This is a genomic window from Hyphomicrobium facile, assembly GCF_900116175.1.
GTDB classification, from domain to species: Bacteria; Pseudomonadota; Alphaproteobacteria; order Rhizobiales; family Hyphomicrobiaceae; genus Hyphomicrobium_B; species Hyphomicrobium_B facile.
Genome location: NZ_FPCH01000002.1, coordinates 976,854 through 997,775, shown reverse-complemented (window position 1 = coordinate 997,775; position 20,922 = coordinate 976,854). Strand labels below are relative to the sequence as shown.

General features: G+C 60.5%; 17 protein-coding genes. 5 read left to right on the top strand and 12 right to left on the bottom strand.

The features are described 5' to 3' along the window. Positions 1–159: 159 nt before the first annotated feature. Together BM399_RS11575 and BM399_RS11570 are read right to left on the bottom strand one after the other, a co-directional pair. On the bottom strand, positions 160–651 hold the full coding sequence (locus BM399_RS11575) for a hypothetical protein (RefSeq protein WP_092867842.1): 492 nt from the start codon (positions 649–651) through the stop codon (positions 160–162). 304 nt (positions 652–955) lie between these two features. Beyond that, positions 956–1,375, bottom strand: a complete 420-nt coding sequence (locus BM399_RS11570; protein WP_092867841.1) for a response regulator — start codon at positions 1,373–1,375, stop codon at positions 956–958. 209 nt (positions 1,376–1,584) lie between these two features. Here BM399_RS11570 and BM399_RS11565 point away from each other — a divergent pair, with 209 nt between their 5' ends. Further along, the gene (locus BM399_RS11565; protein WP_092867840.1) at positions 1,585–1,836 is read left to right on the top strand and encodes a hypothetical protein; all 252 of its coding nucleotides are present in this window, start codon (positions 1,585–1,587) and stop codon (positions 1,834–1,836) included. 1,039 nt (positions 1,837–2,875) lie between these two features. Then, complete coding sequence (locus BM399_RS21195; RefSeq protein ID WP_177228075.1) at positions 2,876–3,367, top strand: hypothetical protein; 492 nt, start codon at positions 2,876–2,878, stop codon at positions 3,365–3,367. A gap of 318 nt (positions 3,368–3,685) precedes the next feature. Here BM399_RS21195 and BM399_RS11545 read toward each other — a convergent pair whose 3' ends face one another. Both BM399_RS11545 and BM399_RS20935 read right to left on the bottom strand, forming a co-directional pair. Next, positions 3,686–5,503, bottom strand: coding sequence for an ATP-binding protein (locus BM399_RS11545; RefSeq protein WP_177228140.1), 1,818 nt, complete (start codon positions 5,501–5,503; stop codon positions 3,686–3,688). Beyond that, entirely contained in the window at positions 5,496–5,855 is a 360-nt protein-coding gene (locus tag BM399_RS20935; RefSeq protein WP_143117811.1) for a hypothetical protein, read from the bottom strand. Before BM399_RS20935 ends, BM399_RS11545 begins: the two co-directional genes overlap by 8 nt. 372 nt (positions 5,856–6,227) lie before the next feature. Between BM399_RS20935 and BM399_RS11535 the strand changes: the two genes are divergently transcribed. Next, positions 6,228–6,887 (top strand): hypothetical protein, encoded by a 660-nt coding sequence (locus tag BM399_RS11535; RefSeq protein WP_092867835.1) that lies wholly within the window; start codon positions 6,228–6,230, stop codon positions 6,885–6,887. 33 nt (positions 6,888–6,920) lie between these two features. Here BM399_RS11535 and BM399_RS11530 read toward each other — a convergent pair whose 3' ends face one another. Together BM399_RS11530 and BM399_RS11525 are read right to left on the bottom strand one after the other, a co-directional pair. After that, the gene (locus BM399_RS11530) at positions 6,921–10,076 is read right to left on the bottom strand and encodes an efflux RND transporter permease subunit (RefSeq protein ID WP_092867834.1); all 3,156 of its coding nucleotides are present in this window, start codon (positions 10,074–10,076) and stop codon (positions 6,921–6,923) included. Beyond that, positions 10,073–11,272 (bottom strand): efflux RND transporter periplasmic adaptor subunit, encoded by a 1,200-nt coding sequence (locus BM399_RS11525; protein WP_092868194.1) that lies wholly within the window; start codon positions 11,270–11,272, stop codon positions 10,073–10,075. Before BM399_RS11525 ends, BM399_RS11530 begins: the two co-directional genes overlap by 4 nt. A gap of 546 nt (positions 11,273–11,818) precedes the next feature. On the opposite strand from BM399_RS11525, the gene BM399_RS11520 reads away from it, so the two are divergent. Further along, positions 11,819–12,808 carry an efflux RND transporter periplasmic adaptor subunit gene (locus BM399_RS11520; protein WP_092867833.1) on the top strand — a complete coding sequence of 330 codons (990 nt, stop codon included), beginning with the start codon at positions 11,819–11,821 and terminating at the stop codon, positions 12,806–12,808. A 6-nt stretch (positions 12,809–12,814) separates the two neighbouring features. After that, a complete protein-coding gene (locus tag BM399_RS11515; RefSeq protein WP_092867832.1) occupies positions 12,815–15,955 on the top strand; it encodes an efflux RND transporter permease subunit in 3,141 nt (1,046 codons plus the stop codon). A gap of 11 nt (positions 15,956–15,966) precedes the next feature. Here BM399_RS11515 and BM399_RS11510 read toward each other — a convergent pair whose 3' ends face one another. The 6 genes from BM399_RS11510 to BM399_RS11485 all read right to left on the bottom strand — a co-directional run bounded on the left by BM399_RS11510 (position 15,967) and on the right by BM399_RS11485 (position 20,868). After that, positions 15,967–16,179: a hypothetical protein gene (locus BM399_RS11510; RefSeq protein ID WP_143117810.1), complete on the bottom strand. Its 213-nt coding sequence runs from the start codon at positions 16,177–16,179 to the stop codon at positions 15,967–15,969. 103 nt (positions 16,180–16,282) lie between these two features. Next, on the bottom strand, positions 16,283–17,365 hold the full coding sequence (locus BM399_RS11505) for an ABC transporter ATP-binding protein (RefSeq protein ID WP_092867830.1): 1,083 nt from the start codon (positions 17,363–17,365) through the stop codon (positions 16,283–16,285). Beyond that, positions 17,355–17,981 carry a cupin domain-containing protein gene (locus tag BM399_RS11500; RefSeq protein ID WP_092867829.1) on the bottom strand — a complete coding sequence of 209 codons (627 nt, stop codon included), beginning with the start codon at positions 17,979–17,981 and terminating at the stop codon, positions 17,355–17,357. The genes BM399_RS11505 and BM399_RS11500 overlap by 11 nt, the downstream gene beginning before the upstream one ends. Before the next feature lie 69 nt (positions 17,982–18,050). Further along, the gene (locus BM399_RS11495; protein ID WP_425284076.1) at positions 18,051–19,091 is read right to left on the bottom strand and encodes an ABC transporter substrate-binding protein; all 1,041 of its coding nucleotides are present in this window, start codon (positions 19,089–19,091) and stop codon (positions 18,051–18,053) included. Between the two features lie 47 nt (positions 19,092–19,138). Then, positions 19,139–19,975: an ABC transporter permease gene (locus BM399_RS11490; RefSeq protein ID WP_092867827.1), complete on the bottom strand. Its 837-nt coding sequence runs from the start codon at positions 19,973–19,975 to the stop codon at positions 19,139–19,141. Next, positions 19,972–20,868 carry an ABC transporter permease gene (locus BM399_RS11485; protein WP_092867826.1) on the bottom strand — a complete coding sequence of 299 codons (897 nt, stop codon included), beginning with the start codon at positions 20,866–20,868 and terminating at the stop codon, positions 19,972–19,974. Before BM399_RS11485 ends, BM399_RS11490 begins: the two co-directional genes overlap by 4 nt. Positions 20,869–20,922: the final 54 nt, after the last annotated feature.

The window sequence follows — 20,922 nt, the reverse complement described above, 5'->3', positions numbered from 1 at the left end:
TAAACCCTGGTCAAGAGTTGACGTTCCCCGGCGCGGCAACGCTGAGCCGCTCTGTCGATCGCGGCCTGCCGTCACCGGCGCTGAAGCTTCGTTCACAGGCTGAACCCCGCCAACATTGGCGCAGGGTACGGGCCGACTATTCAACACCTCAACAAATCATCAGTAGCCACCGCAGTAACGCTGGCAGCGACGACAGAACCCGTAACCGCCGCCGTAATAACCGCCGCCGTAGTAGCTGTACGGGTAGTAGCCGCCTGTCCATCCCCACCCCGGGCCCCACCACCACGGCCACCACAGACCAGCGCCAACGAAGCGGCGACCGAAGAATGGTCGCCCGTGGAACCTACCGCGGAATCCGAACCCCGGACCGTGGAAACCCGGTCCTCGGAACCCGAAGCCACGACCGCCGAACCCCGGTCCTCCCCACCCACGGAACCCTCCGCCGCGGAATCCCCATCCACCGCCACGGAACCCTCCACCACCGAATCCGCGGAACCCGCCGCCACCGAATCCATGGAAACCACCTCCCCCAAATCCGCCATGGAATCCGCCGCCTCCAAATCCTCCGTGCGCAGCTTCCGCGACCGGCGTCATCGAAATGACTGCCACCGACGCCACAGCCGCAATCGCAATCCGCTTAAAATTATTCATGGATGAAACCTCATGACTCGTCAGAAATTGACGTCAGCACGCTGAGAAAGTTGTTCTAAGTTTCTTCACGCAGCGCTCCGGAAAAAGCCGCGCCTGGAACGTTGCGGTGCTGGTCGCGCGTGCTGGACGACGCAAAAAAAGGACCGAGCAGTTTAGCTGATGGAGTTACCCTCGACACCGCGCGTAGTTTCATCATCCGATAGATGTGAAACGGCTGCACCTTCGAGTGCGGCGGTTAATGCTGGATGATCTTCGACGCTCGCACGCGAATGCGCCGCGTCGGTTCGCTAGGACCGGGCCAATCTCAGCTGCCGGCAAGCCGGCTGGCGATGAGACTGTTCACAACAATCGAAACGTCGTCGGGATTGTAGGGCTTAGCAAGGATCGGTGTGTTCGGATAAAGCGAGCAGAGCTCGGTTACGCCTGCGCCGGTGCAGATCGCAAAGGGGATGCCCTTGACATTGAGCGCACGCGCGAGCGGTGCCGCTTCCCCGTCCTTGAGAAGATAATCGACCACAGCGATGTCGATCTCTTCGCGATCGAGAGCATCGAGCGCTTCTCGCACCGTCACGGATGGCCCGATGACCCGGCAGCCATATCCCGTGAGGATGTCTTCGAGGTCGAGGGCAACGAGCGTGTTGTCCTCGACAAGAAGCACACGTGGCGAGCGTACATGTCCGAAAACCTTCGTATCCACCATGCGTGCAGAACCGGAAAACGTCATACCGTCAACTCCGAAAACGCGATGTTCATTCCGTTCCAGGTATTAATCAATCCGATAAATCAGCAACTTACCACGCAGTCGCGAAATTGTAAGCATGCGTAGGGAACGAGATTGGTGTGTTCCTCGTTATTTTGGGCCGTAGCTCAAACTGAGCGACTTACTAACTATGAGCCGGCGAAAACGAGCGCCCGAGGAGAGGAGGTTTTGCGATGAGCGCAGCTGCAAACAGGGACGAACGACTCCAGATTATGCTAGAGCCGGAGGAGCTTAGAGCTGTCGATGACTTCCGCTACAAATACCGCCTGCCGAGCCGCGCCGCCGCCGTACGCGAGCTGCTGAAGCGCGGGCTGACCAGCGCGCCGACAGGTGCGGCTGATGCTCACTCCCGATCGCAGGACTTTGGGGTTCTCGGCATTGCCAACGGCAGCCGCTTCAAAGACGCAGACAACACCGAAGGGTAGTAGGCGCCGCATTCCTGCGCCACTGGAATCGACCGGGTTACCCGCGCTGTGAAGCGGCGGCTTTGGGGTAAGGGATCAAAGTTTCCGTTCGACACTTCGTCTGCGAATGAAATTTAACGGCCGAGGTGCGGTTCGCACCTTCATGATCGATTACGCGCCGGTCGACGCGCGATACTTCGAGACCCGCTGTAAGGGAATTTTTGAGACGCAACCGATGCGCACGTGCGCGCTGTGCAAACTCGCCGACCTTCATCGCCATCCTATGGATTGAGGCGCGGGAGAGGCCGGCCTAATTGCTCGGCACCATGTCAGAGAAAGCTTTAAGAACTTTCGGTTTCCTTCCCGCCCAGACAAGCCCGCCGAGACAGGCCTTTGCCGTGCCAGATCGGGACAATAGAACCCGCTATTGCGGCGCTTCTCATGCTCAGAGATTCAGTGCAAAAATTTTGGCGCGCGAAGCGGAACCTAAGATCGATGTTGTCGTTTTCCACATACAATCTCCCCCAAGATTGTAGTCTAGGCGCTACTCCCCCCGATAGCGCCGTCCCAAAAGACGCCGGCTTTCCCCCGAAGCCGGCGTCTTCTCGTTTGGGAACCCCAGTCAAAATCGTGAATTCAAAATCGTGAATGACGTGACTGCCGAGGCCGATCGCCTTCTCAGTCTCTTTCTGCGCGTGAGCAGGCTCGATACCAAAGGCGGAAGGCTGCCCAGTTCCGCTATTTCCGTCACATTTTGTTTTTGAGGCGAGGGTGCGTATGTTTTAGGCGATCGCAATGCGCATGTGCTTTTCACATTTTGCATCGCTCTCGATAGGCGCGCAGTGACCCGCAACAGCGCAGTCCGAACATAAGCCGCTGGCCGATCATCAGATTCAAAAACAATTTTTTCAATTGAACTCGGCGACTGGTCATTCGTCCGAATGCGCCGATCACATCATTCGCGAGCATGTGCCAAGACGGCGCGCAACAAACGCATGTGGCGAAGGTTTTCCATCTCATCGGAGCTTATTCAGCTCCTCAAAGAATGAGGAAAACCCAAATGCAGACACTTCGTAAGTTGGCGACTGTCGCTGCCGCAGCGCTTGCGGTGACGGCATTCTCCATTTCTGCCGACGCCCACGGTGGCGGCGGCGGAGGCGGTGGGGGAGGCGGCGGCGGTCACGGAGGAGGCGGTGGAATGGGAGGCGGCGGCTTCTCGGCAGGCGGTGGGGGAGGGGGCGGAATGGGTCACGGCGGTGGCGGCTTCGGCGGTGGCATGGGCCATGGCGGCATGGGCGGAATGGGTCACGGCGGCATGGGCATGGGCCCCGGCGGCGGCTGGGGCGGCGGCGGCTTCGCAGGGCACGGATTCCGCGGCGGTCCCATGGGCGGAAATTTCCGTGGAGAACACGGAGGACATCACGACCACCACGGTCATTTCAGACGCGGTGGCCCGTTCTTCGTGTACGGCTATGACGGCTATTACGACGACGATTACTACTGCTATTGGCGCTACGGACGGCGCTACTGCGGCTATGGCTATGGCTATTGATGAAAAAGAAAAAGCCCCGGTTATCCGGGGCTTTTTCATGCGCGCTAGCCGCAAAAATAGAGAGCCCTGCCATCGCTGGCAGGGCTGACAGGAACACGTCACCCTCACGCTTGGCGGTATCGGCTCCCGCTGTGCCGACCGTTCAAGCAGCGACGCTCTTCCCGCTGAAGGAGGCAGCCAATACAGAAAATTGTGGTCACAAACAATTCACAATCCGACGCAACGTGTAACAGGCTGTGATTTAGCTGCCACGTTTTGAAAGTTGCTCGCCCGCGAACTGTGCTGTCCGCCATGCGTTGGCGATGTCGTGGACGATGATCAGAATGGATTTCTTCCGCCCGATGAGGCGACCGGAACGCGATGACGCGTGCTAATTCCGCTGCCGTCGCACACGGCTTCGATTGCGTGAAGCAGCACATCGATCTCAAACGGCTTGCCGATGTGTGCCGTCATACCTGCCGCATAACAGCTCGCGATTTCGTTGGGGAGAACGTTCGCCGTCATGGCGATGATCGGAACCTGGCTTTGATTTGGCGGCAGCTTCCGGATTTCCTTCGTCGCCGCGAGGCCGTTCATCCCGGGCATCTGCATGTCCATGAGGATGACATCGAATGTTTCCGACTGCACCAGCAGAATGGCTTCGGCGCCGCTCGCGGCTGTCACCGCGCGATGCCCTGCACGTCGCAGCACGGTGGACGTGAGCCGTCTGTTCGGCTCCATGTCGTCGACCACCAGAACATTCAGGCCGCCGGGTCCAGCCGGTTTCGAATCCGCAGACCGCTCGGTTGAAGGCTGTGACCGGCTGACGGCGAGCGGCAATTCAAACCAAAAAGCCGACCCTTCGCCGAGCACGCTGTCGACGCCGATCTGGCCGTCCATGGCAACGACGATGCTCTTGCTGATGGCGAGCCCTAGGCCCGATCCTGCGAAGCGCCGCTCGTAACTTCCATCCAGCTGGCTGAACCTGTTGAACAATTCCGGTATCGATTTTTCCGGTATGCCGGGACCGGTATCTTTGACGACGAAGCGAACGACGACGTCGTCGTCCGACCGTTTGACCCACTTGGCCTGGACATCGACACGGCCAACCGACGTGAATTTTACGGCATTGCCGACGAGATTGACGAGTACCTGCCTGACGCGTTGCGCATCCGCCGAAACTGAGACTTCATCCAACGCGCTATCGATTTCAGCGCTCAAGATTAGCCCCTTCGCTCGCGCGTCGACCAGTATCAGCGACAGGCAGCTCTCGATGATCGGACGGAGCAGGGTAGGCGCAAGCAGCAGCTTCATGCGCCCGGCTTCGATTGCGGAAAAGTCGAGGATGTCGTTCACGGTGTTGAGGAGCGACCGTCCGGCATCCCGCACGATCTCGAGATCGCGCGCATCTTCGGTATTGAGGCCCCGTCGCGCCAGCACGAGGCTCGTATAGCCGATGACGCTGTTCAGCGGCGTTCTGATTTCATGGCTCATCGTCGCGAAGAATTCCGACTTCGCCGACGTCGCGCGCTGCGCCGCCTCATTCGCGGCCTTCGCATCGGCAATGGACACTTTGAGCCGGTCCAAAACCTTGAGCCGCTCCATGAACATGCGAGCGTTTGTCATGACGAGCACGACCAGAAAAACTAAAAAGCTCACTGCTAGCGCGCAGAGGACGAAATTTTCCCTACCGCCGAGAATGAGCAGTTTCAGTATGAGCGGGCCAAGGATGGTCCCTGCGTAGGTGAGTGCGGCCGCGGGGATTGGCGCAAGCAGAATGCTGCCGCTTGCAGCCATGCCGACGACAAACGCCGTGAGGATCGCCTCGCTGGTCCCGCTTACGGCGCCGGCCCATGCCGCCGCCAGGAACGACCAGGGAAGTGCGAGTAGGACTGCGAATACGAGAGCGTTCCGCGCGCTCCGTGTCGTGTTGGCCTTATGGCGGCGCCTGGAGGGCGCGCGAGGCCACGAACGCAGCCCCAAAAAGCCGCAAACGGAGAACGAGAAGAGAAGCCAAAGAAAAAGATGATGAGCCGGAAAGGTGTTCCAAAATGCGGCCGCAGCGAGCGCCACATTGACGCCATAGCCGGCCATTGCATAGGGCGTGACGCGGGCAACGGCGGCCAATTGATCGCGATGAAGCCGCAGCTTAGTCACTGGCGGCCTCCACATACGCCCTCAACGCGGCCATGGCGCGTTCGCCGGCGTATTTCATTTCTACTTGCGCCGAAAGCATATCTGCCCGCGCATGATGCCGGGCGAATTCCCTCAATTTCTCCGCTGCCGACGTCAGCTGGCACATTCCGAGCGTGCCGGTGAAGTTAATGAGATCGTGGCAGATCGCTTCAATTTGCGACGGAGAGAGCTCCAGCGATTGGAGATTCAGAAGACGTTGTTCAATGGCGGTCTCGAATTCGCTGATAATATCGCGAAAGCTGACCAGATCGAGATAGCCGCGCATACGCAGCAGCTTTCCGGCATCCAGGACCGTGCCCTCGTCGATAATCAAGGCATCGAGATTTGGAGATGTCATTGGGGGCAAATGATTGTTTCATCAACAGCGCGGGGCACGCTTATTCAACCCCCCAGAATATCATCCTTCCAATGCGTTACTCTGAGCTTAACTGAGGCTATATGCAGCCCGATTGGGTAAACGCTATTCATTTTGCGCGCCCTGGAATTGAAGAAGCGCGTAACCTCTCGGTCAAAAAAGTTAACGAATGCATTTGCGCCTGCCGGACAGGTCAAGAGCCGGACGAGGAAGCACATGACTCAACGAGCACGGCGGCGTTCCCCCGTTAGTGTCACCGCGAGAACTCCAGCCTTTCTATTGCCGTCGTTGGGATTGCTGAATGGCCCTGGGGAGTAAAGGGCGTCAGTTATGAAATCAGTTGCGTCAGTCGTTGCACCGGTTGTGGCCTTGCTCGCCGCTTATGGACCGCCGGCTTTTGCAGATCCCGCATTCGCGGCGGCCGAGCCGCAATCCGAAGGCTCGACACCGTTGCCGTCATTCGTCCCGTCATCGGGACAGGAAAAGTATGCATCCGCCTTGCATGCCAATCGCGGCCAGACTGTCGCCGCGCGCCAGGAGGCGGAAAAAATCAGCGCCCTCTTTGCCGGAATGACAACCGGTTCGATTTCTAAAAGCGACGATGTTGCTCCGGTCAAGTCAGAGTCCGCCGAGCCTGAGCCGGCTGAGCCTGATCCCGCAATTGCCGATCCGGAAAAGCTAGTGTCGCCGCCAATGACGGAAGCGCCGTCCGGACGCTCGATCATGCTGGCGTCGAACCGGTCGGCGGAGGATGCGACCGATAAGAACGCGCCTCCGCCGAAGCAGGCTCCCCCCGCTGATCGTACAAAAGGCAACGGGAACACGCACCGCATTCCACAGAAAGCCCTCGCCAAAGCGACGCGGAACTCTCGGATCGCCGAACGCGAAGAACGCGATACAGGTACGACGGCCGCAATGGCGCTCGCGACCGCAGGGCACAAGGCCAGCGTCATCGATTTGCTGACCAACCCGGCGTTGTGGTGGCGCTGACGGCGCGGACAAAGCGGCCTTCCGTCAGCGACGTTATTTGGTGCCCGGTGCGATCATGGCAGGCTCCGCGGGCTTCTTCCGCGACCGGCGCCATTCTTCGAAGCGCTGAATGACGACGAAGAACGAGGGAACGAACAGCACCGCGAGACACGTCGAAGCGAGCATACCGCTGAAAACGGTGACGCCGATCGATTTGCGCGCCGATGCCCCGGCGCCGGTCGCAAACACCAGCGGCGCGACGCCAAGGATGAACGCGAACGACGTCATAAGGATCGGCCGGAACCGGGCTCTCGCCGCCTCCAGCGCGGAATCGAAGATCGGCTTGCCCTCGGCCCGCATTTCACGCGCGACCTCCACGATCAGAATGGCGTTCTTCGCCGATAGCGCTATCAGAAGGACGAGCCCGATCTGGACATAGAGGTTGTTGTCGACGCCGACCGACGTCAGCACCAGCACCGGGCCGAGAAGCGATAACGGAACCGCCAGCAGAACCGACATGGGCGCGTACCAGCTCTCGTACTGTCCGGCGAGCACCAGATAGACGAGAAGCATCGCCAGCGCGAACACGTAATAGATTTGGCCGCCGACGAGCTTCTCCTGATAGGACAGCGCCGTCCATGAATAGCCGACGCCGGGCGGCAGCGTTTTCGCGGCAATCTCTTCCATGAGCGCGATGGTCTGCCCGGATGAAAAGCCCTTGGCCGGCACGCCGACGATAGCCGCCGACGGATAGAGATTATAAAGGCTGATGAGTGAGGCCCCGATGTGGGGCGTGATCGTGAGAACGGTGCCGAGCGGGATCATGTCGCCGTTCTGGTTCCGCACCCTGAGAGCAAGAATGTCATCGGGCGACATCCGGAATGCAGCGTCGCCCTGCACGTAGATCTGGAAGACGCGGCCGAACTTGTTGAATTGGTCGACGTAGCTGGAGCCGAGATAGCTCGCGAGCGTCGAGAACACTTGGTCGGTCGTCAGCAGAAGCGTCTGAACCTTTTCGCGGTCGATCGTAATTCTGTATTGGGGCGCCGTGGCGCGGAAGGTGGTCGAAACACGCTGAATGCTCGACTGAGTGCTGGCGGCATGCACCATCGCGTTGACCGAGCTCTCGAGCTTGGCCAAATCGAAGCTGCTGTCGCGCAACTCGATCTGCATCGTAAAGCCGCCCGCATTGCCGATGCCCTGGATCGGCGGCGGCGGAACGACCAGAACGTGACCGTCCTGGATGTCTGCGAGCTTCTGGTTGAGAGTTTTATAGAGGGACGCCAAGTCCTGGCCCGGACCGCGCTCGCTCCAATCTTTCAGCATGATGTAGGCAACGCCGGCATTGGCGAGCGAAGCGCTGTTGTCGAGAGGCGATATGCCGGCAATGGTAATGACGCGCTCGACGCCCGGTACCGCATTGGCGAGCTGTTCGACCTGCTCGAGCGATTTCTGCGTTCGGCCGAGTGCCGCACCATCGGGAAGCTGCACGGCGGCGATCATATATCCTTGGTCCTCGATCGGCAGAAAGCCGGTCGGGACGCGCGACATTCCGTATATGGCGCCACCGATGATCGCTAGCGCGATGAGAGACATCAATCCGCTGTGGCGGGCCATGCCGCCGATCAAGCCGGCGTAGCGGTCCTCCATGCGCTGATAGACGGCGTTGAAGCCGCGGTAGAAGAAGTTGCGGTTCTCAGGCGGCACGGGACGGCGAAGCCAAAGCGCGCACTGGGTCGGCTTCAGCGTTGCGGCGTTAATGGCGCTGATCAATGCCGTCGCAGCGATGACGAGCGCGAACTGCGCGTACATCTGCCCCGTGAGCCCCGGCAGGAAGGCGGATGGCAAAAACACCGCCATCAGCACCAGCGTTATGCCGATGATCGGACCCATCAACGCATTCATGGCGGCAATCGCGGCGTCGTGGCCGGACATGCCTTTCTCGATGTTGTGAGCGGCGCCCTCGACGACGACGATCGCATCGTCGACGACGATGCCGATAGCGAGGACGATCGCGAACAACGTCGAGAGATTGACCGAAAAACCCAATGCCGCCATGGCGGCGAAGGCACCGATGATCGTCACCGGCACCGTGGTGGCCGGAACCAGCATCGCGCGCCAATCCTGCAGGAACGCGAGGATGACGATCAGCACCAGAAAACCGGCTTCAATCAGGGTTTTGTAAACTTCCGATACCGCCTGCTGCACGAAAACGGTGGTGTCGAAAGGAATGGAGTACGCGATGCCTTCCGGAAATTCCTTCGCGAGCGCCTTCATTTTCGCCCCGACTTCGGTGGCGACATCGAGCGCGTTCGCCCCAGGTGTCAGGAAAATCGCGAGGCCGGCGGCTTGCTTTCCGTTGAGTTTGAAAATCTGCGCATAGGTCTGCGCACCGAGTTCGACGCGGCCGACATCGCGCAGCCGGGTCAAATCTCCGGCCGTACCGGTTTTGACGACGACATTCGCGAATTGCTCCGCATCTTCGAAGCGCCCGACAACGTCGACCGTGTATTGGAACGTCTGCGCGCCCGCGACAGGCGGCGCACCGATCTGTCCGGCCGTCACCTGCTGGCTCTGCTGTTGCAGCGCCTGGATCACATCCTGCGCATTGAGCCCGCGCGCCTGCATCTTTTCCGGATCGAGCCAGATACGCATCGCATATTGACCGGCCCCGAATACGTTGACGTTGCCGACGCCCGGCAACCGCGCGATTTCGTCCTTCAGCCGGATGGTCGCGTAGTTGCTGAGATAAAGGCTATCAAATCGATCGTCGGGCGAAGTCAGCGTGACGATCTGCAAAATCGCCGTCGACTTTTTCTGAACGACGACGCCCTGCACTTGCACGGATTGCGGCAGTGACGCCATCGCAGCCGAGACGCGGTTCTGCACGAGAACTTGCGCCGCGTTGAGATCGGTGCCGATGTCGAACGTCACGGTCAGCGAGTAGCTGCCGTCCGACGCCGCATAGGACTGCATGTAGAGCATCCGCTCCACACCGTTCACCTGCTGCTCGATCGGCAACGCAACCGTATCGATCACTGTACGCGCGCTCGCGCCCGGATAGCGCGTTGTCACCTGCACGGTCGGCGGAACGACGTCCGGGTATTGGGAAACAGGGAGACGAAGCAATGAAACGAGGCCGATCACGACGAACAGAAGCGCGATGACGTTCGCGAGAACCGGCCGCTCGATGAAGAATTTCGAGATCATTGGGCGCCATCCGCTTGTCGCTCGGCTTCGGGCTTAGAGATAGTCGTGAGCTCCGGCTCGATCTTCTGGCCCGGGACGACCGTCATCAACCCGGATGTGACGACGCGGTCGTCCGGAGTGATGCCCTTCTCGATGACGCGCAGATCGCCGACCTGCTGCCCGAGTTCGACTTTGCGCTGCTCGACGACGTCGTCTTTGTTGACGATGAGCACGTAGCGGCCGCTCTGATCGCTGCCGATCACGCGGTCCGGAACCAGAAGCGAGTCCGGCTGTTGGGCTCTGGGAACGCGAACGCGAACGAAATAGCCGGGAAGCAGCCCGCGATCCTTGTTCGGCAATACGCCACGCACGGCGAGCGTTCCCGTCGCGGCCGTGATACTCGGCGCGACGTAGTCGAGCGTGCCGTGATGCGGATATCCCTTCTCGCTCTGCAGACCGACTTCAACGGGAATTTTCTTGAGTTCCTCGCTGGTTATGCCCCGGGCTCTCATCTCGGAGCGGATCTCCTGAACGTCGACTTCGCTGATGGAGAAATTGACGTAAATGGGCTCGAGCTGAACGATGGTCGCGAGCGTCGTCGGGCTGCCCGCGCCGACGAGTTGCCCCAACGAGACCTCGCGCGACGTCACGATGCCGTCGAATGGCGCGCGAACTTCCGTGTAGCTGAGATTGAGCTTCGCCTGATCGATATCGACCTGTGATTGCTGCTGCTTCGCGACTGCCGCGGCTTTATTTGCAGTTGCCGTGTCGAGCGTGGCTTGGCTGGCGATATTCTTGGCGGCGAGATCCAGCTGGCGATTGTAATCCGCCGTCGTCTGCGTTGTGGACGCGGTCGCACTCGCAAGTCCCGCCTCGGCCTGCTGAAGCGCAAGCTGATAGGGTTGTTGCTCGATGACGAACAGTACCTGGCCGGTCTTTACGAAGTCGCCGTCCTGATACTTGATCGCTTGGATGAAACCCTGAACGCGGGCAACCAGCGTCGTGCTGTTGACCGCCGCGGTGCTGCCGGTGGTGGTCAGATAGCGCGTCACCGATTCCTTCAACGGCAGTGCCACATCGATCTTCGGGGGAGGCGGTGGAACGAACGTATTTTTATCGCCGCACGCTGAAAGCGCGAGTGTTGAAGCAACGAAGCACGCCACGGTCGCGCGCCATCCCCGGCCGGAGCCCGGCGACCGCGTGATGGCTCGTGTCATGCAACTGCGCCCGGACGATCGCAGTACGGATTCGTCACCCATAGTGAAACCCACAATGTTAGAAGAAATTGGATAAAGGCGGTGCGATGACGTTAGGTCATTTGGCTCAGCCCGTATAGATCTCGATGATCGTAATTATAGGTTGCTGTACAACTTCGAGAACCGCGCGTTTTCGATTAAAATGACGCCCCGCAACATGAGTGAGCGCTGGGCGACGTCTCTGCTTGGAAGAACATCGACCTGACTGGTCTTGGGGCTGCTTCGGCTCTGCGCTCGGGCGATCGCGCTGATCATTGACGCCTCCATCTCGTAGCCGACCCATCCCCAGGGATCTCCCCCGTTTGCCGTCGATCGGCGACTTTTGGCCGGAGCGAATAGCTTTGGTTTCGCCGGAAACCACGCCCCCACAAATACCGCTAGTCTGGGCCGGATCTTTGGAGCATTGTCTCCAAAAAACGTGCGGATTTTTTCCCGATATCCGCGGGAGTTAATCCGGACACGACGGAGGCGAGCGTGAAGGTCCCCGCAATAATAAGAACACTACTAATGGTGGGCAGCGTCGCCTTTCTTGCCGGCTGCAATGCACCGCATTCCGAGGAGGCCGAAGAACGAAACAACGTTCCTGACGTTGTGCCCCCTCCCGTGCACACGATCGAACTCGCCGCGTCGAACGAACCTGTGAAGCTCGAGGGTATTGGGACGGTTCTCAATCCAGACACGCTCCTACAACTCGACGCCGACATCCGCTCTGCAACAGTCGCGGCCAATTTCAGTCACGGACAGCTCGAGCGCTTTAAAGCGTCAACCATGCTGTCGCGGCAGACGCTCGAAAACGCCGTCCGTCAGGAAGGCATCGACGCGTCCCAGCTGAAGCTGTTGCTGACGCGCCTTCAACAATCTTGGGGCGATAAGGCCCCGTTTCTGAACGCCGACGCCCGCCAGACATTGATGGCCGAAATCGCGAATGGCTCGCGCGCCGTGCTTCGTCTCGACTTCTCCGACATGGCGGCGGACGAGCCCCGGAATGTTCGCGTCGTCCCTCTTCGTGGGGGCTCGGAAACGAAGGTCGATGTCCTGTGGGCCGCACCCTCGGGAAATCTCGCGATGCCCGGGGTATCTTTCTTCGGCTTGATCAACGCGGGCCCTGGGCTTCGCGCCGGGGATCGCGCGCGTGTGATCGCCGACAGTCCGGAGAGACTGAAGGGCGTCGTCATTCCGAGTTCTGCGCTGGTCGTCTTTGGCGGCAAATCCTGGTGCTATGTCGAAACGGAACCGGCCAAATACGAACGCAAGGTCGTGTCGTTGGAAGCGCCGGTCGACGATGGATTTTTCGTAGCAAGTGGCTTCGATCCCGGCACCCGCGTCGTGGTGAAAGGCGCGTCCGTTCTGCTCGCGCGTGAAGCGGCGCCCGGAAGCTTCGACGACGACGATGATGATGACGCCCGGCCCCAAGCACCTGCAACAGCGGGAACGGCAAAGCCGGCTGCGTCGTCCGTGGCGCAAGGCCATTCCGCACCAACTAATGATCCGGACTAAGCCGGCATGAACGCGCTCATCCGCTGGTCGATCCGCTATCGTGGCTTCGTCGCACTGCTTTCCGTGGTCTGGTTCATCGCCGGAAGCATTCTCGCGCTACGGGCGCCGCTCGACGTTTTTCCCGAGTTCGTGCCACCGCAAGTCACGATCCAGACCGAGACGCCCGGCCTCGCGCCTGAGCAGGTCGAGCAAATCGTCACCCGCCCGATCGAGGCGGCGATCGTCGGCGGTCCAGGCATAGATACGGTTCGATCGGAATCCATCTACGGCCTGTCGGTCGTGCTCGTCACATTTGAAGAAGGTGCCGACGCCACCGCCGCGAGACAAGGCATCGCCGAACGTCTGACGACGCTCAATGGCAAATTGCCGGCGGGCATCGGGCCGCCTAAGCTGACGCCATTGACGTCGAGCACGATGGATGTGCTGAAGCTCGGCCTCGTCTCCGATCAGGTCGATCCCTACACACTTCGCGATATCGCCGATTGGACGGTCAAGCCGCGCCTGCTTGCCGTGCCGGGAATTGCGCGCGTCACAGTGTATGGAGGCGCGATCAGACAGGTCCAGATTCAGCCTGACCTCGAGCGGATCGCCGCGCTCGGCCTGACTGTAACCGATGTCATGGACGCAGCCAGCGCAGCGATTGCGCTTCGCGGCGGCGGCATCGTCGAAACGTCATCCCAACGGATCACCATCGCAACGCCGCCTCCGGCGCCCGACCCGCGCACGATATCCCAAGCCGTCGTCACGATGCAGAACAACCGGCCGGTTCGCCTTGCCGATGTCGCGACGGTGACGATCGGCCCGGCACCGAAAATCGGTGATGCGACGATCATGGGGCAGCCCGGAGTCCTGATCACGGTTTCCGGGCAGTTCGGCGCCAATACGCTCGAAGCCACCAAAGCCACCGAGGCCGCCCTTGCCGAGTTGACGCCGGCGCTCGAACGGCGCGGCATAACGATATATCCGGCATTGCATCGCCCGGCATCGTTCGTCGTTCGCGCGTTGCAAAACCTCGAGACCGCTCTGACCCTTGGATCGGCTTTGATCTTGTTCGTGCTCTACGCCTTCCTCCGAAGCGTACGCGCGTCGCTCATCTCGTTTCTCGCAATTCCGTTGTCGCTGCTCGCCGCTGTGGTGGTGCTGAGCGAATTCGGCGAGTCGCTGAACACCATGACGCTAGGCGGCTTCGCGCTCGCGCTCGGCGTCCTCGTCGATGACGCAATCATCGATATCGAGAATATCGCGAGACGCTTGCGCCTCGCGGGACCTGACGCCGACCGGCTGAATATCATCGAGGACGCGTCGATAGAAATTCGCGGCTCCATGCTTTACGGCACGCTCGCGGTGATCTTTGCGTTCTTCCCGGTGCTCTTTGCGGGGGGCGTGCAGGGCCGGTTCATCGGACCTATGGCGTTGACGTTCGTAATCGCGGTGCTTGCCTCGATGCTTGTCGCGCTGACCGTCACGCCCGCGTTGTGCGCGCTGCTGCTGACGAAGAGCGAGGACACGAAGGAATCGCCGCTCCTGAAAAGTCTCAAAGCCGCTCAGCGGTGGGTCTTGGCGCGCGTTCAACATGCTTGGGGTACGACGGTTCTGCTGTTGACGGCGAGCGCGCTGGCGGCCGCCGCGGCCGTGCCCTTCCTCCACAGCGAGCTCATCCCCCAGTTCCGCGAAGGCCATTTCGTACTGCAGATGTCGATGGCATCTCCCGGCACGTCGACGGATGACGTCGTGGCGGTCGGCGAGCGCGTGACGGCGGCACTGCTGAAACTTCCGTTCGTTGACACCGTCGGCCATCAGATCGGCCGCGCTGAAGCAGGCGAAGATACCTGGAGCGTCGACAAGAGCGAATTTCACATCGAGCTGAAGCCGGTGCATGATAAGAGCGAGGAAGAAGCCCAGAGCATCATTCGCGACACGCTGCGCGGCTTCCCGGAGGTCAGAAGCGAGACATTGACGTTCCTCGGCGATCGCATCAGCGAAAGCCTGAGCGGCGAAACGGCTCAAGTCGTCATTAGCTCTCTCGGAACCGACCTCGCGTCGCTCGAAAGCGCGGCCGCCGAAATCCAGAAAGCCGTGGCGGATGTTCCGGGCGTCACCGATCTTAGAATGCCGAGAAGCGCGATGGTGCCGACGTTGTCGGTCAAGCTCGATCCGGCCGCGCTCGCAAGCTACGGCCTTTCCGCGCGCGATGCTCTCGATACAATACAGACTGCATTCGCCGGAACGACCGTCGGCCAGACGTACGATGGCGCGCGCACCGTGGACGTCGTCGTCATTCTGTCGCCGGACAACCGCAACCGCATCAGCGAACTCAACAAGCTGATGGTCGGCAACGCCGCGACCAGGACACCTCTGAAGAACGTCGCAACGATAGAGATCACCGAAGGCCGGTCGAACATTCAGCATGACGGCGGTCAACGTCGCGTCGCCGTCACCTTCAACGGCGCGAAGGGCCATTCTCTCCGCGAGATCGTCGCCGAAGCGCGCGAGCGCGTCGGAGCGCTTCAATTGCCGAAGGATGTTTACGTCGCCTTCGCGGGACAGGCCGAGGCGGAGCGCGAGGGGCAAATCAGGCTCGCCGGTCTGACCGCCATGAGCACCGCGCTCATCATCGCGGCGTTGACGATGGCATTCCGTCGCCGGGGCCTCGCGGTGCTGGTGCTGATCAATTTGCCGTTCTGTCTGATCGGCAGCATCGCGGCGATTGTCGTGAGCGGCATCGGAATGACGCTTGGAAGTCTCGTGGGCCTGATCACGGTTTTCGGCATCGGCGCGCGCAACTCGGTCATGATGCTGGCGCACGTCGAGCATGTGGCGGACGCGGAAGGGAAGGGCTGGAGCCCCGAAACGATCCGCCTCGCGGCGTCCGAACGTATGGCGCCGGTCTTCATGACGGCGCTGATGGCGGCGCTCGGGCTTGTGCCTCTGGCTTTGGGTCTTGGCCGGCCGGGACACGAAATCGAAGCCCCGATGGCGATCACCGTGCTCGGCGGCTTGACGACGGCGACGCTCCTCAATCTCGGCGTATTGCCCGAAGCGCTTATTCGGTTTGGCCGCCTGCTCCGAATTTCCGGCGCCGCGCCGAAGCCAGAAACAACCGACCCGAAATTGGAGCCAGCCGCTGGAACCGCCGCGGCCGAATAAATTCGTGTCGCTCAGAGCGGGAGCTTGAACTGATCGACCACGTAGATGGTCAGCTTTTTGGGGTCATGTTCGCCCGCTCGCATAAAGCCCGTCACCAAAAAGGCGACGCGCTCGCGATTGGCCGTGTCGGTCTCTTTGATCGCGAGTTCATTGCACGCGAGGTCCATCGCCTGCTGCATGATATCGAGGTGTTCGCTGTCTATGACCCCACGTGGAAACGGCATCAGGACGCCCGCTATCTGCCAACCTCTCGGCAAGACGCCGGAGATCGTCGAATTGTTCCCCCGCCGGTCGCGAAGCGGCGGGGCCGTGGCCAAAAAGATCCATTTAGCTCCCGCTTAAGATCCGCCCGCTTCCGCGGTTGGGGCGGACGTGGACGAGTGCGCCGGCTTCGAACGTCCCCGCCGCTGTGCGCCGTGGCGTATCGATCATCAGTTTCTGGCCGCCGCCGATTTCCACGAACAACCGCAACATCGGCCCATAGAACACGGTCGACATGATTTGCGCCGCGACGGCGTCATCCGAGGGAGACGCAAGGACGGACAACTCCTCCGGGCGAATGCAGACGAGAACTGGTGCCCCCGGCGCTGGGGCCGCTCCATCCGCCGGCACTTCGAGCGTCATCGGTCCCGCCGCCACGCGATGGAACTCGCCTGTCGTCTCCAGAGCCTTGCCCTCGATGAGGTTCATCGTCCCGATGAAATGAGCGACGAAGCGCGTCGCCGGCGCGTCGTAGAGTTCCGCGGGCGATGCGATTTGCTCGATTCTGCCGCGGTTCATCACGACGATGCGATCGGAAATCGAAAGCGCTTCGGTCTGATCGTGCGTAACCATGACGAAGGTCGTGCCGAGGCGCGCCTGGAGACGCTTCAATTCAATCTGCATCTGCTCGCGTAAATTGGCGTCGAGTGCCGAAAGAGGCTCGTCGAGCAGCAGCACGCGCGGCGAACAGACGAGGGCTCGCGCCAGGGCGACGCGCTGGCGTTGACCGCCCGACAGCATGGAAACGCGCGCGTGAATTTTGTCGCCAAGCCCTACGAGATCGAGCGCCTCCTTCACTTTCCGGCTGATCTCTGCGCCCGAAATTTTGCGGAGCGTCAAACCGAACCCGACATTCTCCGATACGTCCATGTGCGGGAAAAGCGCGTAATCCTGAAATACCGTGTTGAGCGGCCGGTCATAGGGGCGAAGCGCAGTGATGTCCTGCCCATCGAGCAACACGCGCCCGCTCGTCGGCTGCTCGAATCCCGCCATCAGCCGCAAGCTCGTCGTCTTCCCGCAACCCGACGGGCCGAGCAGACTGACGAACTCGCCATGCCCGATATCGAGATCGACGTTGTCGAGACCGATCGTGCCGCCGTCGAACACCTTCGAAACTGCTTCAAGGCGCAGGAGCGGATCACGCACCATTGGCGATCTCATTCGGCTTCGCAGTATTGATCCACACGATCTCGCACCGCTCTTTGCCGCGATTGCGGAACGAGTGCTCCAGCGTGCTCTTGAACGCAAAGCTATCACCGGCCTTGAGCAGATAAACGACGCTGTCGATGGTCAATTCGACTTGGCCTTTCCTCACAATGCCGAACTCGTGGCCGGCGTGGCTGTAGGAATGTCCGGTTCCGCAGTCGGGATCGACAGAGACGAGAAGCCCCGTCAGCACCGAACCCGGCGGCGAAAGAAGCTCCTTGTGAATGCCTTCCGATCGAACGGGTATGTCCTTTCGATGCGCAGCCCGAACGACATAGAGATCGCCGCCGTCTTCCTGGCTTTCCGCTAGCAGGCTATGCGGCTCGACGCCGAGAGCCGCCGCAAGCGGCCACAGCACGCGCACGCGCAACGAAGATATGCCCCGTTCTATTTGACTGAGCGCGCCGACGGAAATGCCGGCGCGCTGCGCAACGTCTGAGAGACCCAATTTCCGCTCGAGACGCGCCGCGCGGATGCGGCGGCCGAGACGGACATCAGCCTCTGGTGGCACTTGCTCCAAGACTTCCGCACGCCCTTCACTCGTTTTCGTCCGAACCACGTTGCTTCCTTTCCTTCGAAAGTTTCAGAGTTTTGGACTGCGGATGCTCGAAACCAGCTCGCCTGTCGGTTAGCCGCCGGCCTTCACCTTCTCGAACATTTTAGCGAGATCGTCGTTCTGCTTCATCGGTCCGGTGAAAACCGTGCTCTTCAAAACGACGTCCGGATCGGCGGGAAGCTGCAGCCGGTCGAGTTCCTCCTTCGGAACAAGGGCAAACGCCGCACTCGATGCGCTGCCGTAGCCATACTGCGTGATCAGCTCTTTGCCCGACGCGCCTTCGAGCCGGCTGTTGATGAAGTCGTAGGCGAGATCGACGTTCTTGGCGTCCTTCAGCATCACGAACCCGCAGCTCCAGGTCAGCATGCCTTCCTTCGGCTTCAGGAATTCGACCTTGACGCCCTGCTTCTTGAGGGTGGTCGCCGAAGCATTCCACGTCATCGCGGCAACGAGCTCGCCACTCGCCAGCGACTGCTCGACGGATGTCATGTCCGTTGTGTAGGCGCGAAGAAGCGGCCGCTGTTCGCGCAGCTTCGCCGCAACCTTCTCGAGTTCTTCAGGCGACATGTCGAACGGACTGACGCCGGCGAGAAGTGCCGCAACCACCGGCGTATCGTGCACGGCGTCGATCGTTGCGATGCGCCCGCTGTATTGCTTGTCCCAGAGGAGATTCCAAGAAGGTGCCGGATCTTTCACAAGATCGGTGCGATAGAGAATGGACGTGTTTCCCCAATCCCACGGAACCATCCAGACTTTGCCGTCGCCCGCCTGGATGTCGGGCAAATTCTTGAACACCGGGAAAATCGTATCCCAGTTCTTGATGCGCTTCGTATCGATCGGCTGCAGCAGGCCCTCTTTGTTCCAGCGTGCGATCTTGTCGTAGCAGGGATGCGCGAGGTCGGGATGGAAGCCCGCCTTGACCTTGGTGAAGGCTTCGTCGTCATCGCTGAAGACGGAAGCTTCGACGCCATCGGGATGAGCGCCGAGGAAGCTCTTGTTGAAGTCCGGCAATTCGTAGCCGGACCACGTGAAGTACGTCAGCTTGTCGGCGGCGAGTGCGGGTGTTGCGAGTGAGGCGATGATCGTCGCAAGGCTGGCGGCCCTGCGAAGCATTGTACGTGTCGTCGAACCGTCCATGACTTTATACTCCCTGTTCGCGCTCAAGAAATCGGCAGAGGTCTTGGTGTAGTGACGGGAAGTTCGTCGCTCGCCACGCCACGCCGCCGGATGATTTCGGCAACCGTTGCGATGACGATCGACGCCAGCAGAATGAAGGTGCCGAGCGCCATCACGCTCGGAAGTGCTTTCGGGAAACGGAGCTGCCCCCAGACGTAAAGCGGCAACGTTGGTTCCGCGCCCGATAGAAAAAACGCGACGATGAATTCGTCGAACGACGTCAAAAACGACAGCATGAACGATGAGGTGATGGCGGGTGCGGCGAGCGGTAGAACGATACGCCGGAACGTCGTCCATTCATGCGCGCCGAGATCCATCGCGACTTCGCTGTAGCTTCGGGGCAGCGACGAGAAGCGGCCTCTCATGATGACGACGGCGGTCGGCAGCGCAACGAGCGTATGACCGAGCACGATGGCCATCCGCGAGGGCCCAAGGCCCGCGAGATTGACGAGTACAAGAAGCGCGATCCCGACGATGACGCCTGGGATCAATATCGGCAGACGGCAGAGCGCCGATATCACTCGCGCCGTACGGGTCCCTCCGGCGACTTCCATGTAGCCGACCGTGACGCCGATCGATGTCGCGAGGAACGCCGCAGAAACGCCGACGATCAAGCTCGTCTGAAAGGCACGATGCAGGTTGTCATTGCCGAAAAGGCTTCGATACCATTCGAGCGTGAACCCGCTCAGCGGAAAAGCGGCTTGAATCGAATTGTTGAAGGAGAAGAGCGGAATGATCGCGATGGGTAGATATAGAAACAGAACATACGCGACGACGTAGACCGTGAGCCAAGGCGCTTTTGATGTGGGTGCCGGGTTCACGTTCTGCTCCCAAAACGCTTGTCGGCAAGGCGCGCGACGATCACGACCGCAAGGATCACGAGCATGACGATGACGGCGAGCGCGGCTCCGAACGGCCAGTCGTTGGCCTTTCCAAATTGAGCCTGGATCATCGAGCCGATCATCGTGCTGTTCGGACCCCCGACGAGCGCCGGTGTCACGTAGTCGCCGACAGTCGGTACGAATACGACGAGCGCCGCGGCCATGACGCCCGGCATCGAAATCGGCAAGATGATCTTGCGGAATATCGCTGTTGGACGAGCGCCCAGATCTTCTGCCGCTTCGATCAGAGATCGGGGCACATTCTCGAGCGCGACATAGATCGGCAGGATCGCAAACGCTGCGTAAGCGTGCGCGAGCGTGATCACGACAGCCGCCGGTGTGTTGAGGAATGCGAGGATCGGCTCCGACGTTATGCCGGCGGTCATGAGCGCCGAGTTCAAAACGCCGTTGAACGCAAGCACGACCTTCCACGCGAAAACCCGCAAAAGATAGCTCGTCCAAAACGGCAGCGTTACGATGAAGAGCAACAGTGCGCGATGCTTGCCGGCGTGAAACGCCAGATAGTAGGCGACCGGATAGGCAGTCACGACGGTCGCGAGCGTGACCAATCCGGCAATTGCCAGCGAACGCAATATCACCGTCGCGTAGAGCGGGTCCGTCAGCGCAGCTTTGAAATTGTCGAGCGTGAAGGCGCCGCCGAGCAGCGAGCCGTCATTCGTGCGGAAGCCGAGAAACAGAACGACGCCAAGCGCGAAAAGCACGAGCACCGATGTTGCGAGCGCGCCCGGTGCCGTCATGCCAAATCCGAAAAGCCGCCGCTGGCGCTCGGAAGCGGCCGGTAACGCGAGGACAGATTCGGCGGATACGGACATGTGCGCGCATTCCTGAATTCTTGCGATAGTTTTTCACATTTGAGAAATTGTCAA

Coding starts and splice junctions, on each gene's coding strand:
- BM399_RS11575 (WP_092867842.1), bottom strand. CDS start 651: ATGAATAATTTTAAGCGGATTGCGATTGCGGCTGTGGCGTCGGTGGCA.
- BM399_RS11570 (WP_092867841.1), bottom strand. CDS start 1,375: ATGACGTTTTCCGGTTCTGCACGCATGGTGGATACGAAGGTTTTCGGA.
- BM399_RS11565 (WP_092867840.1), top strand. CDS start 1,585: ATGAGCGCAGCTGCAAACAGGGACGAACGACTCCAGATTATGCTAGAG.
- BM399_RS21195 (WP_177228075.1), top strand. CDS start 2,876: ATGCAGACACTTCGTAAGTTGGCGACTGTCGCTGCCGCAGCGCTTGCG.
- BM399_RS11535 (WP_092867835.1), top strand. CDS start 6,228: ATGAAATCAGTTGCGTCAGTCGTTGCACCGGTTGTGGCCTTGCTCGCC.
- BM399_RS11530 (WP_092867834.1), bottom strand. CDS start 10,076: ATGATCTCGAAATTCTTCATCGAGCGGCCGGTTCTCGCGAACGTCATC.
- BM399_RS11525 (WP_092868194.1), bottom strand. CDS start 11,272: ATGACACGAGCCATCACGCGGTCGCCGGGCTCCGGCCGGGGATGGCGC.
- BM399_RS11520 (WP_092867833.1), top strand. CDS start 11,819: ATGGTGGGCAGCGTCGCCTTTCTTGCCGGCTGCAATGCACCGCATTCC.
- BM399_RS11515 (WP_092867832.1), top strand. CDS start 12,815: ATGAACGCGCTCATCCGCTGGTCGATCCGCTATCGTGGCTTCGTCGCA.
- BM399_RS11510 (WP_143117810.1), bottom strand. CDS start 16,179: ATGCCGTTTCCACGTGGGGTCATAGACAGCGAACACCTCGATATCATG.
- BM399_RS11505 (WP_092867830.1), bottom strand. CDS start 17,365: ATGGTGCGTGATCCGCTCCTGCGCCTTGAAGCAGTTTCGAAGGTGTTC.
- BM399_RS11495 (WP_425284076.1), bottom strand. CDS start 19,091: ATGCTTCGCAGGGCCGCCAGCCTTGCGACGATCATCGCCTCACTCGCA.
- BM399_RS11485 (WP_092867826.1), bottom strand. CDS start 20,868: ATGTCCGTATCCGCCGAATCTGTCCTCGCGTTACCGGCCGCTTCCGAG.